Source organism: Paenibacillus sp. Dod16, assembly GCF_049893405.1.
GTDB lineage: Bacteria > Bacillota > Bacilli > Paenibacillales > Paenibacillaceae > Paenibacillus_AQ.
The window spans coordinates 1-13,770 of sequence record NZ_JBNDYG010000092.1 but is presented as its reverse complement, the minus strand read 5'-3'; the positions used below and the strand labels follow the sequence as shown (position 1 = coordinate 13,770).

15 protein-coding genes are annotated in these 13,770 nt (G+C 42.3%); 1 reads left to right on the top strand and 14 read right to left on the bottom strand.

The genetic code is table 11. The annotated features are described in order from the left end of the window. The 4 genes from ACPV3A_RS37160 to ACPV3A_RS37145 form a co-directional block, all read right to left on the bottom strand. Nucleotides 1-116: SpoVA/SpoVAEb family sporulation membrane protein (locus tag ACPV3A_RS37160; RefSeq protein WP_426204913.1), on the bottom strand; the 116-nt coding region annotated here is incomplete at its 3' end. Next, nucleotides 113-1,132, bottom strand: a complete 1,020-nt coding sequence (spoVAD, locus tag ACPV3A_RS37155; protein ID WP_426204909.1) for a stage V sporulation protein AD — start codon at nucleotides 1,130-1,132, stop codon at nucleotides 113-115. The genes ACPV3A_RS37160 and spoVAD, both read right to left, overlap by 4 nt. Nucleotide 1,133: 1 nt before the next feature. Continuing rightward, nucleotides 1,134-1,613, bottom strand: coding sequence for a stage V sporulation protein AC (spoVAC, locus tag ACPV3A_RS37150; RefSeq protein ID WP_426204908.1), 480 nt, complete (start codon nucleotides 1,611-1,613; stop codon nucleotides 1,134-1,136). A 44-nt stretch (nucleotides 1,614-1,657) separates the two neighbouring features. Further along, nucleotides 1,658-2,518, bottom strand: coding sequence for a DUF421 domain-containing protein (locus ACPV3A_RS37145; RefSeq protein WP_426204906.1), 861 nt, complete (start codon nucleotides 2,516-2,518; stop codon nucleotides 1,658-1,660). A gap of 208 nt (nucleotides 2,519-2,726) precedes the next feature. On the opposite strand from ACPV3A_RS37145, the gene ACPV3A_RS37140 reads away from it, so the two are divergent. Next, complete coding sequence (locus ACPV3A_RS37140) at nucleotides 2,727-2,933, top strand: DUF1657 domain-containing protein (protein ID WP_100537087.1); 207 nt, start codon at nucleotides 2,727-2,729, stop codon at nucleotides 2,931-2,933. 151 nt (nucleotides 2,934-3,084) lie between these two features. Here the strand turns inward: ACPV3A_RS37140 and ACPV3A_RS37135 are convergent, their stop codons facing one another. The 10 genes from ACPV3A_RS37135 to ACPV3A_RS37090 all read right to left on the bottom strand — a co-directional run bounded on the left by ACPV3A_RS37135 (nucleotide 3,085) and on the right by ACPV3A_RS37090 (nucleotide 13,635). Then, a complete protein-coding gene (locus ACPV3A_RS37135; RefSeq protein ID WP_426204904.1) occupies nucleotides 3,085-3,282 on the bottom strand; it encodes a hypothetical protein in 198 nt (65 codons plus the stop codon). Nucleotides 3,283-4,054: 772 nt separating this feature from the next. Further along, on the bottom strand, nucleotides 4,055-4,336 hold the full coding sequence (locus ACPV3A_RS37130) for an NUDIX hydrolase (RefSeq protein WP_426204902.1): 282 nt from the start codon (nucleotides 4,334-4,336) through the stop codon (nucleotides 4,055-4,057). Nucleotides 4,337-4,700: 364 nt separating this feature from the next. Continuing rightward, the gene (locus tag ACPV3A_RS37125) at nucleotides 4,701-5,021 is read right to left on the bottom strand and encodes a Spo0E family sporulation regulatory protein-aspartic acid phosphatase (RefSeq protein ID WP_426204900.1); all 321 of its coding nucleotides are present in this window, start codon (nucleotides 5,019-5,021) and stop codon (nucleotides 4,701-4,703) included. Between the two features lie 361 nt (nucleotides 5,022-5,382). After that, nucleotides 5,383-6,048: a GAF domain-containing protein gene (locus ACPV3A_RS37120; protein ID WP_426204898.1), complete on the bottom strand. Its 666-nt coding sequence runs from the start codon at nucleotides 6,046-6,048 to the stop codon at nucleotides 5,383-5,385. 32 nt (nucleotides 6,049-6,080) lie between these two features. Further along, on the bottom strand, nucleotides 6,081-6,443 hold the full coding sequence (locus ACPV3A_RS37115) for a helix-turn-helix domain-containing protein (RefSeq protein WP_100537093.1): 363 nt from the start codon (nucleotides 6,441-6,443) through the stop codon (nucleotides 6,081-6,083). 30 nt (nucleotides 6,444-6,473) lie between these two features. Then, the gene (locus ACPV3A_RS37110; RefSeq protein ID WP_426204897.1) at nucleotides 6,474-7,511 is read right to left on the bottom strand and encodes an HD-GYP domain-containing protein; all 1,038 of its coding nucleotides are present in this window, start codon (nucleotides 7,509-7,511) and stop codon (nucleotides 6,474-6,476) included. Beyond that, nucleotides 7,459-9,345, bottom strand: coding sequence for a DUF342 domain-containing protein (locus ACPV3A_RS37105; RefSeq protein WP_426204895.1), 1,887 nt, complete (start codon nucleotides 9,343-9,345; stop codon nucleotides 7,459-7,461). The genes ACPV3A_RS37110 and ACPV3A_RS37105 overlap by 53 nt, the downstream gene beginning before the upstream one ends. A gap of 778 nt (nucleotides 9,346-10,123) precedes the next feature. Then, a complete protein-coding gene (locus ACPV3A_RS37100) occupies nucleotides 10,124-11,185 on the bottom strand; it encodes a Ger(x)C family spore germination C-terminal domain-containing protein (protein WP_426204893.1) in 1,062 nt (353 codons plus the stop codon). Nucleotide 11,186: 1 nt separating this feature from the next. After that, complete coding sequence (locus tag ACPV3A_RS37095) at nucleotides 11,187-12,302, bottom strand: GerAB/ArcD/ProY family transporter (RefSeq protein WP_426204892.1); 1,116 nt, start codon at nucleotides 12,300-12,302, stop codon at nucleotides 11,187-11,189. A 4-nt stretch (nucleotides 12,303-12,306) separates the two neighbouring features. Continuing rightward, nucleotides 12,307-13,635 (bottom strand): spore germination protein, encoded by a 1,329-nt coding sequence (locus ACPV3A_RS37090; protein WP_426204911.1) that lies wholly within the window; start codon nucleotides 13,633-13,635, stop codon nucleotides 12,307-12,309. Nucleotides 13,636-13,770 lie beyond the last annotated feature (135 nt).

The window sequence follows — 13,770 nt, the reverse complement described above, 5'->3', positions numbered from 1 at the left end:
CCCAATACAACAAGCAGGGTCATGGTGTGGGCCGGTGTAAGTTTCAAGACATCAAAACAAAATTGTCCGAAAACACAGATTGCACCTCCCACCAAAAAAGCCCAAAGAAAAATCATAATATCTCCCTYCCTGCCTCTATGGATACGGCATGAGCGATACAAGGAATGCTTTCCCCTTGTTGAAATGAAATCGGGGATAGCAGCGCCCCCGTAGCRACAACGAGGATTCGTTTCAGTTCACCWCTTCGCATCCGATTYAGCAAATGTCCATAGGTAACAACTGCCGAACAACCGCAGCCGCTTGCTCCGGCYTGAACCATTTGGGTTTCATAATCGTAAATCATCATCCCGCAATCGGAATATTCGGTTTGTTCGATGGGAAAGTTATGTTTCTTAAACAATTTACAGGCGATTTCATATCCGACTTTCGCAAGATCGCCGGTAACGATCAAATCGTAATAACCCGGTTCAATTCCCAAATCYCGAACATGCGCCTCAATGGTRTCTACCGCTGCAGGAGCCATCGCTGCGCCCATATTAAACGGATCTTTAATGCCCATATCGATAACCCGGCCAATGGTGGCAGAWGTAACAACCGGTCCGTCACCTTCCATGGATAYGATGGCAGCACCGGCCCCGGTTACCGTATATTGGGCGGTTGGCGGTTTTTGCGAACCGTACTCGGTCGGATATCGGAACTGTTTCTCCGCACYGGAATCATGGCTGCATGTCCCCGCCAAYACAAATTTCGCCGAACCGGAATTTACAAGGTTAGCTGCTAATGCCAGACTTTCCATCGAGGTTGAACAAGCGCCAAACACACCGAKGTAAGGGATCGATAATGTTCGCGCGGCAAAACTGCTGCTAATGATTTGATTCATCAAATCCCCKCCTATGTAAAACTGKACTTGTTCCTTTGTCAACCCCGCATTTTCAATAGCCAGTTTTGCCGCTTCTTCAATCAATRCCTTTTCTGCTTTCTCCCAGCTCTTTTGTCCCATCATGGATTCTCCATGGACAATGTCAAAATCTTTGGCCAGCGGGCCTCTTCCTTCAAATGGACCCACTACCGTTGCTGTTGATCGGATGAACGGCTTGTTCTCAAATAGCCAACTCTGGTGTCCCTTTAACATATTAAGAGCCTCCCCCGCCTTTGATCAGCAAATGTACAATTCCTACCGCAAAGGCGGCGACTGTACCAAATACAATAACCGGTCCAGCCAGTTTAAACATTTTACCGCCAACACCGAGYACCATACCTTCACTCTGATGTTCAATCGCAGCGGATGCCATCGAATTCGCAAATCCCGTCACAGGCACTGCGGAACCCGCACCRGCCCATTGGGCAAACTTATCGTACACCCCCRYGCTGGTCAGAATGACAGAAAGGAGTATCATAACCGCCACGGTAGGGTCTCCAGCYTTTTTCTCATCAAAGCCGCCCCAATGCACAAACATTTCCTGGATGGCTTGTCCAACCAAACAAATGGCCCCGCCGGCTATAAACGCACGAATGAAGTTTTTGAGTATGGGCCTCGGAGGTTCGACGCTTTGCGCCAATTCTTTATATTCCTGTTGTACCCKCGTTAAATTTTTCTTTATATTATTTGCCATGAACATCCTCCTCGAWTTTCAGCTGACGTATAATTRGCGAATTGTTAACGAATCAGCAATGGTTTAACTTCATCAATAATCTTTTCTAACGCTTTTGAACATTGCTCGTACATCTGCTTTGTATTTTGTTCTTTGGTAGATAAGCCAAACATTTCGAGATCCGCTTCACACTTTTTCAATGTTGCAAGCAAYGCGGCTTTTTTCTGGGGTTTCGGTACTTTGATCTGATCATCAAATAAATCAACGTATAGCTGGCCATAGGAATCCACCTGTCCAAGAAATACGTTATCAATCGAAACACCTAATTTCTCCAGTTCCGTATCCAGCCATTTCCTGTTTAGACCTATCGTGGCAAGCGGTTCGTCCATTATTTTTCCATCYATAATGACCGATTGAGGTTCTTGTTCTGGCCCGACATTTATTCCCAGGTGTTTAGGCGTTAACGGTTGATTTTCCTTGGTTAAAAGAACGCTAACGTCACCGCTTGACTCCATGATGGCGAATTCAACATCGGCAGCTTTGAACACATTCTTTATTCGAAGCTGTTCCATAAGTTCATCCGTGGTAATCCTTTCTTTTTTTAGGTTATCCTCCATGATCTTGCCGTCCTTAATGAGCACTGTTGCTTTKCCGTCGAATAGGTCTCTTGCCGTTTTGCTTTTCAGCTGTARAAATTCAATCCCTAAAGAAACAACGGTCCAAACCGTCATCGCAACCAAGCCTAAATACCAATTGGTCTCCAGATCCAACGAAACGTAAGCTGCAATGCTGCCGATCGTGATTCCGGTGATATACTCAAACAATGACAGCTGTGATACCTGCCGTTTCCCCAATATCTTCGTTAGGACAAAAAGAACCCCCATAGCCAATAACGTTCGCAAAGCGATTTCTAGCCAATCCGGCATAATATCACCATTCCTTTCCAATCACATTAATCGACAAAGGTAAATATGTCCCTATTCCATTATTTTTATGCATTTCCATCTGAAAATTTTTCTAACGTATGCTTTTGTTGCGAGACGGAAATATTAATTTCGGTATTGGGAGAATGTAAGCATCTATTCCCATTACCCGTGAAACATTATCCTATCCTAAGGTAAAGGAGGTGACACCGTGACAGTTGCTTCTCAAGTGAAAACGTGCGTAGCATCTTTAAAAAGTGCTCAGGCGAGTCTGGAACAATTTGCTTTGGAAACACAAAATCAAGAAGCAAAATCGCTCTTTACGAATGCGGCCCAGCAAACCCAACAAATCGTGCAGCAAGTAGAAAACCGCGTACAACAGTTGGAAAATGAAGAGCCTCAATATAAGGGGTTTTAAGAAAAACAGACAACCCATGAATATTGAGGACATGGCTTGTCTGTTTTCATCGGTGAACAGATTAGAAAAGAGATCAAACCCTACAAGTTGAGTAGGGTTTGATCTCTTTTCGCCACTATTCTTTTGTTTAGACAGCTAACCTTGGATAAACCTAAACACTGCCGCCCCCATCGCCACTGCTAAAGGTGACAGTATCCAAGTTCCCCCTCATTTCGACTGCAGCTTTCCTTTTAAGGAAAACCTCTTTACGTTCTTCCGACCAATCGTCGGTTAAAACGACTGGCCAGTTGTTTATATCCAAATATTTCGGTTCAATTTCGACATTTTCTAAAATCCGTTTTCTACCCAATTCGCTTCACCTCGGTCAAGATTCCTAATTCGACTTCCTTTATATTGGATGCAATTAGTTCTCCTGAATAAATTAAGAAATATATGGATACGACTGATCGGAATTGTTGAACATATGCTTTGCAACTCTCCGATAGTTTTAGTTTCGTCACCGAGAGCACGTAGAATGTGCCTTTTATCCGTTTCGATGGGAATATTCCGTTGACCGATATATGGCAGTAACTACTTCATATTTTTCAGGTAAAGATCTTATAGTCATATCCTGATTTAAAGCACCATTTTTCTAACCTCTCATGATCAGTCTCTTGGTTTTTATATCTTACGTTTACAAACGTTTCTTTTCCGTTTCGTTCAAGCTGCCACATATCAAAAACCTTATGTAAATTATTTTCTAGCAGTTTCTCACTGTTTGGTCTTTCGCAAAATTTAAGAATGTTGGGATCCGTTTCGACCAATATCCAATGATCGTACTTAAGATCACCGAACAATTGAACGTCCCTTTGAAGCTTGTAACTATACCTTTCCCAATAGCTACTTCCATACCGACTGCTTCGTTTAGCTCGTACATAAAACACCTTTTTTTGACAGGATTTTGCTATTATCTTATCATAGTCATAATTTTCGGTAAATAATTTTCGCGCCTTATAAGCATATGTTTGTGTCACCAGATACGTAAAAGGGGATGTTTGTGTCACTGAGCTAGGACACAAACATCCCCTTTCAACTAATAAGAACCCTTGATTTTATTGAGTATTAATTATGGCATGTTTGTGTCATTGGACATCAAGATTGTCGGATGACAAGAACTTCATAACATAAATGACAAATCTGCTGGTGCTCAAATTCGAATAGACACCAATTAAGTAGCTAACCGAACTGTCATTTCCACTTTCCTCTTTGATTTCGCGAATCAAACCTTCTATCAGATTTTCTCCAACTTCCACTTGTCCACCAGGGTATACCCAACCACCGTCACGAGTTTTTACTAAAAGTATATTTCCTTGCCCATCTTCTACAAATCCACCTTTGGCAACGATATGCGTTGGAAATGGCATATTACGACCTCCTTATGCAGTAACGTTTGTATATTTATTCCACAACCTATTCGAACTACCCTGCCCGTTAGCTTAATGAAATTGCATGGAAACATAGTTAGATACTTATCTAATCGGTAAAATGCTCATGTTCTTGTCCATTACGGTAATCGGTACAAGTTCTTGTCTTTGACTCGGGACAAGAACTTGTACCGATAAAACAAAAAAGCCGCTATTTTAGCGACTTTCAATAGGACCATGTTTTTGTCCTCCGACAAGGACACGGACCAATCTGCTGAATAACTATCGAGTTGTACCGATAAAATAAAAAAAGCCTCTAATATAGCGACTTCCAATGTGAGCATCTTATTGTCCCCCGACATAATTAACGGAAAGGCCAAGCGATGTCAAACCCTCTTCGATTGCCGGATTTATCATTCATCCTGGATTCCCGGCAAGTCATTATCTGAATCATACAGTTCCTGTGTGATATAGGTTGTCTAGCAGATCTATTCCAGCTCAACTCTCCTGATTGATTCTGCATCTTCATGAAACAAACTATTTTCTCGTCAAGCTCCTGCGAGAGCATAACGATATCGTTGTGAAGTAGGTGGCGATCCCTGCTAAGTTCCTCAAGTTTTTTACGGTATTTCTCGATTTCTTGTACCAGTTTATTGATGTAATCGTTCATTGGAATCTCCGTCATTCGCACGTCCTCCTAATCCACGCAGGACTCGCCTTTTGCCAGTTCGCTATAGTCGTGATTCGTGAAATTAAAGCCATGAAGCAACTTGCTTGGTAACGGACCTAGTGATGCTGTCCGAGCATAATTTCATAATATTAGCGCATCGAGATGAGTTGAAATAGCTAATACTGCCGGAGCTGGACAACAAGGAAATAGATGTGTCGGCCAGCCAGTTCGGCAACTAGCTTGAACAGAAAACGGAGATAAAACTGATGATTGTTTTGAGTGATGAGACAGTTTATGTCGTCTGGATGATCATAAGCAATCTAGATAATTATTCCACGGAGCTTCCATCCCTTTGCCTCAGAGGAGGATCGGTCTTTCAGGCTAACTGATCGAGTTTTTGTTGTTTCTTTAATAAGAAAATCATGTCATCTTTGATTTGAGACAATTTTTTTTCAATTTGATTGCGATTATCCTGAAACATATCGATTTCATAGTCAGTAAAGTCTCTTTGTTGATCAGAAAACAACACGGTGAACCCGATCATCTTATCCTGATATCCTAATGGAGTGCAGCAATATGATTTAAATCCGTCTTCCAACATTGCTTTCTTATGATTTAATGTAACGAGGTCTTCACTGCGATAAATATCATCTACAATTAATACGTTTCTGATGTATGTCGGTACTTCCGATCCACCTAGAATATCTAGTTTCACATCAAGTCCATGAGAATATTCTTTATAACTTCCCGGCATACTCGGTCCAGCACCAAGCCATAATCTTTTTTCATTTTCTTCATATAAATATACAACACATAACATACCGTTTAATTTTTCTTCCATAGCCAGACAATATTGATTTAGATACATTCTAGTTTCAAGAGAAAGTTTTTCTTGCATCCCTATTAAATCTGCATGGTAGAGTTTTTCAAACAAGTTGGATAAATCAGTTTGTCCTTTATTCATTGGATGTATTTGTGCCAGTAATTTTTTTATTTCTTTGCTCAGCTTATAATGCTTCATGGATTCGATTATTTCTTCCATCTTTTTTATTTACACCTCGAATTCAAGCAATCTCAAGTTCTTGGTAACCCTTTCTTGATTTTAGAACTACTCCGTTCTTGAACAACCATTTCAAGTAGATCATGAACGATTTGAAGATCATCCTCCGTTAATGGTATGCCATCCCAATGAAGCTTGGAATTCTTGAGAATCACTTTCGCATTCATATCTTTATCTTGGGGGGGATGAGGAATATTTGTTGCACCGATTATATAGTCAACGGATGTGTCAAACAGTATGGATAGCTTATGCAACACCTCGATCGGTGGCTGCCGATGATTTAGTTCATAACAGGCATAAGTGCTTTTAGCTACACCGATTGAGTCTGCAACCTCCTGCATAGTCATCTTTCTATTCTTTCGTAGTGTTTTTAACATAGAGACTCAAAGGACCCTCCTCTGGTAAAGTTATTGGTTGTATACAAAATCCAAAATTTTATGTTCAGAATTCCGTAAATCATAAAAATTCCCATTAGCCTCTACTAAAGGATTAATAAGGTCATCTGAATGAAGCATAACGATTCGAGCTACTTGACCATCTGTCAAAATCACATGATCGCCGACCATTCTGATCATCATGTTCATTATGAAACAATGGACAACCATAGAGTCAAATAATTTATAACCACGATTATAGATTTCCTCAAACACTTGATACAAAGGTATGGGTTTCTTGTATGTTCGTTCGGAGATCATGGTATGAAACACATCAGCTACCGCTACAATCTTGCTGTAAAGTGTAATCTTCACCCCCGCAATCCTAAACGGATATCCGCTGCCATCTTCTCTTTCATGATGCTGAAGGGCAACTAGGGCTTGTTGTTCCGTCATTTCTGAAATATTCCGAATCATTTCATACCCGAAATGAGTATGAAGTTTCATCTCGGCATACTCATCGGCACTAAGGCTACTTGTTTTATTTAAGATCGAGTCAGAGATTTTGATCTTTCCAAGATCATGCAATAAACCAGCAATTGCGAGATTTTGTAGTTCTTCATCCTTTAAACCTAACCATTTACCGATTAAATATGAGATGAGGGAAACACCTATACAATGACGATAGGTATAATTATCCTTCTTACTTAGCTCCAATATAACATTCGATAGGTTGTTGATACATAATTGTAGGATCTTCGGAATTATTGCTTCTTGTATATCTTGATTCGAAAGCTGTTCGGATTGGTAACGAATCTTCTCGAAGATCGCTTGAACTTCTATAACCGCTTCTTTTGTTAGGATTTCCGTAACATATTGGAGATCTTCTTTCCATAAATCGATACCGTGCTGATGCAAGAGATTAATATGGTGATGGTCCAAAATACAGTTCTGTGAAAGAAGCAAGCTGCCTTGCCTCGAATAGATGTTTCTTTTTAACCTTCTCCCGATGAACTGATCAATATGAATCACCCGCCTTCCAATTATGTCGTTTAAAGCTGTTGCGGTCAAACGTTTTACCCTCAATTGGCTCAAAGATGTCCATACTATATCGATCAACGGTGACCCGTCCTTCAAACATTTTCCTAATTATAATCTTATTCCCTGCCTTAAGACTGGTTGCAACGCCAGTAATCCCACCTACATACATGGCAGATATGGTATCACCTGCTTCAAGTTTTGAGCCTCGACATACAGCGTTGTCCAACAGGAAAATGATATTCCCTGCTGAATAGAGATCACATTGAATAACTCCTTCTTTTCGAATCAGGATATCTCCATTGGACTTTAATGTTGAGTTCTGTCCTTGGTTAACATTAATCTGCACATGGGATTCCTGACTTAAGGCAACTCTCATGAATGCTTCTTTTAAAATCCGAACAAAATCTTCCATACGAGGAGCTGTCATAACTTCAACAATTTTTGGGGGCTGTAAGAATAACTCCAAGTAATATTTTAATTGCTGTAGATTATCTATATTATAAGTCTGTAAACGTGAAACAACTTCAAGCAGTTCCTTTACGAGATCCCGTACTTGCTGGAATTTACTCTCTGTAATTAACAACAACACTTGTCCGTACCGCACCTGCTTGTTTTTTTTACTGATTTCATATATCAATATCCTTACGTTTTCCATCATTATTTCTAGAATTTCCATCAACTGTTTAGAGCTATTATAGAGCCTGTTGTAGAACATACCAAAATAACCGGAATATAAATGACTTCCAATGAAGCTCCCCTTCACTGCAATACTGCCGGTAGCTGTTAATGTCGAGTTGAAAACACTGCCAGACACATAAATGTTACCGAGGGATTCAATAATCATGTTATCCATAACATCGCCATGAACGATCACATCACCAGCAAACACGATATTACCTGTTTGTAAATCAACATTACCGGGTACTATATAAGCGGTGTTGATATCAAAATATTTAATATGATTACCTGTGACTCGAGGTCTCCCCTCTTTCCGAGCGATGACGATGAAATCTGATGTGATTTCTACATTATCCTTACCAGTAATGCGAATCTCCTTGACTGGATCGGGAAGCAGCACATTGCCAAATACATCATACCCTGTCAGTCCTTCAACTGCCGGTGTCTTCTTAGCAATGACATCACCGCTCTTAACAGAGGGAATGTTCATATGATTTTTATAATCCATTACTCCTCGTACCTCGTTAAAGATGTTTTCAATATTTTCAGAGAAGAACAGTTCCAGTAGTGCATCCTCACCTTGAACGGGTGCCTTACCTCTTCCGATTATTATTGGTTTAAAAGAAGGTTGCAGGATTTCGGCCTGAATCGCTGCTACATCAAGATTCATTTTAATGTTCATATTTTCAACTATCGTAAGAATATCCTGTAGGTTTACAATTTCTAAAATAATATTTAAATCTTCCTCTGCAGTGAGTGTTACATTCAATGAGGGAGTCTTCTGTTCTAACAACCACGCACACCTCTGTATGCGATTTATGGTCAAATAGGCTTCTAATTTATCTTCTGAGACCGATACCTCAAATAGAGAATTCTCTTCAATCTTCCACTCTACCACACTCTCAGAAGAAACCTTCGTTTCCTTTCTAATCTCTTGGCCATCCACCAACAGCTTAACAGGCGAGTTTGCTTTAATAGTCGGGAATTGGCCACCATTGGTTGGGTTCCCTACGATGATCTTCCCATGTTCCACCTTAATATACCCATCTGAGACCTCATAATCAGTGTTCATACTATGAGAAACTGATCGGGACGCTCCTGTCCCTTCCATTTCCTGAGAACGAGAAACTTGGTCTAGTTTTTTTAATAGCTTTAATATCTCCTGTTTATCGATAGAATCTGACATAGGGTAACACCTCCCTTGCAATATTGACATATGTTTAATGAGTGTAATTTAGCGATCAGCTATTTGAAGTGTTAGAGGATTGTGCATTATGTATTGAAATTTTTAGCTTTATTATATTTGCGAATCGCAAACATTTCAATAATTCTACACAATTTGACATAAAAATCTTTTTGGAACAAAAGGCGAGTATGAGCTTTGTGTTTGTTCTGATTGTTTCGACTACATACCCTAGACGTTAACCTTCACTTAAATCATCGCAAAGCGAACCTGACGGACAATCCCGAATTCGCACAGTTCCTAGGGATGCAACTAACTCTCGTCATCAGTATGTTGATGATTGCAGCCGCAACAATAACGTTCAGATATACTGCATCTCTTCCTACCGTCCATTTGCGGAGCCTGCTTTGTGTTTCGGATCAGAATCCCTTCCGAGGGCAAATGGAACCTCTGTTGACAAGCGGCCTTCTGGTTTACATAGCTGCTGGTATTGTTATCGCTGGCAGTGATCGGCCGGGAAGCCTTGATGTATGAAGCTTCGCGGCAGAACGCTTTAGGGATGGCGTTAATCTGTCCGATTCTAGTTACTTTCTTGACCTTCATCGTGTCAGGCGCCACTCAAAACATATTGATTAGCCTTTTTATCACCGTGTCGGATCTGGGTGTTGTCCATGGAAATATTGTAATGGGGAATATCGCGGTTATGACGTCTTGTTCGTTCATGTTTATGCTTTGAGCATAGCCGCGAGAATATTAAGAACACCAGATCATTTTTTATCCATTACCGGCTTCCGCTGAGCGAATTTGTCAGCGGCTCCATAAATATCTTGTAATGTACCTCGACCTTCATTTGCGGCCATTCTTTTTGCCAATCCTTTCTTTCGATCCGACTCTGAAAAGCCCCTGAAGCATATGATCCCATGTTTAAAGGATCCACTTTCAGCTCCTGCATTTTTTTGAAACCGATGTTCCGGTTAAGCTCGTCTAACTGGGCAGGGTCCAGTAAATCTTTTTTTCCGTGGTACTCCTCGATTCGGCATCGGATTTCCGTGTTAATTGTTACTCTCGTCTGTTTGCGGTCCACCTTCCAGTCGGACTTGGCGTGGACATCGCTGACGTTGACCGACAATTCTGGCAGAGAAAGATCCTGAAGGCGATGATTTTTGTACTGAAGCTGGAACATTTGTTCTTCGGTTCGGCTCAATACGGAAACCAGTTTATCTGTACGGAATAGACCGGTTCCCTCATAGGTTAAGTTATTCTGATCCGCCTGAAATACGGGCAGAACCGGATCCGAAAGCGGTGAATAGAAATTTTTCATAAATTGATGCAGATTGACGACGGTCATTTCCCCAGGGCTTCTGCTTTCATAATGCTTGAAGTTGCGATATATATAATAATCGATAAGCGGATCCTTCTTAATCTTCTTTTGCAAGTACCCCTGTAAATCTCCCCGATATACGGCCAAATAAAGGCGCATGGACAATTTGGGATCCGCTAGTATGGTGTCGATAATGGGCTGCATCCCTTGCCTTGCAAACTCCTCGCTGATGAACAGGACCCGTTTCTGGCCGGTCTTCAGCTCCCGATGATAGCTTCGGTTAAATTCTTTTTTACCCTCCTTTAGAAGATCGGTATGAAGTGTTATCATCTTTTTCTCTTCTTTGCCTAGAGGAGGCACCAGAAGGCTTATTTCCAGCATGCCGTCCTGACCCTGATCGATGGTCCAGAGAATGATAGGTGCGATTTCTTCAATAATATTGTAATCCCGGCTTGAGCATCCTGGAGTTGCAAATAGAATACCCGCCATAGCCCATAATGTGGCTTTCGTTCTCCAACTCATGTTAGGCACGCCCCTTTATTCTTACAGCGGCTACCATAAAGACGGGTACCGCCAAGAAGGATACCGCAGCGAAACAGGCCTGAAGCACCGGCCAGAAATGTCCCTGTGTACCGGATTTCCAGAACCAGTGGTAGACGATGAGCATGCATAGAAACAGTACCATGAAACTCGCAATGAAGCCGGATCTGCTGGCTGGTTTCTTGGCTTTCCCCGCAATGATCCGGAGAGAACCGTAGAACAGCAGAATGAGCATAGCAATGGCAAACACATAGTGGAAAAAATGGATACAAATCATCATGATATCCAGACGTTCGAAGATCGGCAATTGCAAATAGCGAACCATGTTGATGACCGGGTAGCTGCTTTTTCTCAAATATTCCTGCCCAAAATACAACGTCGACGCGATAAACAGTGCCAGATATTCCACAATCGTCAATGCGTTCCCGATCGCCATCGGCTTAAGCAGCTTGTCCCGGGGGCTGAACCAGGCACCGATGCATATGAGGTATTCAGGTCCAGACAGCGATGCCCAGATCAGCAGCATGCCCTTCCAAATCCCTTCGTCTCGTTCTATCGGAATGATCGGGTACAGATCATGTATCGAGGCGATAGGAGGCAAGAAGAAAGGAATGTACAGCACTATCAACCAGAACGAGCATAAATAGGCAATGAAGATGAAACGAATCGTCTTCTCCATGCCTTTCACGGCCAGATAGCAGCCAACAGCAAATAGGCAAGCAAGCAGCCATTCCCTCTGGAAGGACGGCAGCACGAATTGATGTATGATTTCGGTATAGCCAAGCGTAGTCACCGTAATCTTGACAAAGATGAACAGCATTCCGATGAAGGAGAACAAACGAACCTTCCTTTCGCCGAAAAGCTCGACGAAGCCGATATAGCCTTTGCTGGCATAGGGCGAAGCGAACCATTTGGCAAGCAGCAGCAGATTAATGTTGGATATAATGCCAACAATGATGATGGCCCAGACCATATAGGGATGAACTAGATACTGGGGCATAAGCAGCACAAAGTACAGCATTTGAAGGCGATTCACGATAAGAAAGATATACTTGCCGCCAAACGTGGAATCTCTCTGGAACAACGATATTTCTGACACGCGATCATCTCCTTCGGCTGTATCTCCACTTTTTCAGGGGGCTCGAAAATATTGGCCGGCTTCTTAATGATGGCATGGGAGCCCGGATGAATAGATCCTTCCAATCTCTCCAGAAAAAAGGGGCGACCGGTGCAAAATATGGCTGTCTGAGGGAAGATAGCCCATTCAGGTGGATGAGCAGCAGAATAATACCCAGCACGACACCCAGAAGTCCGAGGTAAGAGGCTAGAATGAGCAAAGCGAAATGAACAATCGTATTGGCTTTCGTGATCATATAGTTAGGCACCAGGAATGAAGCGATGGCCGAGATTCCGACAAGCACGATCAGCACCTTGCTGGCAAAGCCTGCTTCGACTGCTGCTTGACCAATCACGATCCCCCCGATGACCCCCAGCGTTTGGCCCGACTTGGCGGGCATCCGTAGGCTGGCTTCTTTTATGATTTCCAGCGTAATCAGCATGCAGCAGGCTTCCCAGAAAGGCGTAAATGGAAGCTTGCTCCTGGAATCAAGAAGCACGAACAGGATCTGCAGCGGAACCATTTGATAATGGTGGGTCGTTAATGCCACATATAGCGGAATTAATGTGATGGAAAGAATGAAGCTTAGATAGCGGACTAGCCGAAGGAAGCTGGCCACGATCCAGCGGTTAATATAATCCTCGGGAGAATGGAACAAATGGAAGAACGTCATGGGAGCGATCAGAACAAAGGGCGTGCCTCCCACCATTATGACAAGCTTACCCGTACCGAGGTAGTATGCTGAAGCATCCGGTCGGTCGGTCTGCATAAATTGCGGAAAAACGCTGTGGACATGGTCTTCCATAAAAAAACCGAGATGGGACGCTTCCAGAATCATATCATAATCAATAGCCTCGATTTTCTCTCTGGCTACGGCGACATGCTTCGGATTGGTGATGCCTTCCATATACATGATCACGATCGTGGTTTTGCTGAGGGAACCAACTGAGTATTGTTCAGTTTTCAGATCAGGCGTCGGTAGCCGCCTGCGAATGAGCGTGATGTTTTCATCGATTTTTTCGCTGAAGCTGTCTTTAGGCCCTAAAATAATGGTTTCCGTATCGGAAGACTCGATGCTGCGACCCAAGGAACTCGGCAGAGACACCGCCCACCACCGGTTAATTCTGTCGTCGTGCACCAGCACCGAGCCCTGCATAAGAAGCAGCTTCGCTTTCTGCTGACTGGTAACTTCCGAAATACTGGACGCTGTGATACATTCGCAAACTGTATTATCGGTAAGGACACTAAGCGGCCCGATGACAGATTCATTCAGGCGCTCTAGATCGATTAAAGTTCTTATATGAGCATTTTGCATAATTCGAAAATTGACGTAAAGACAACAGGATCCAATAAGGATCAAGCTTATATGGTGGCTCCATTCTAAAAATGGACAGACCTGCAGAATTTTGCCGTTTCTATTTTTTAAACTGCTATTTTGTTCTTTTTACCT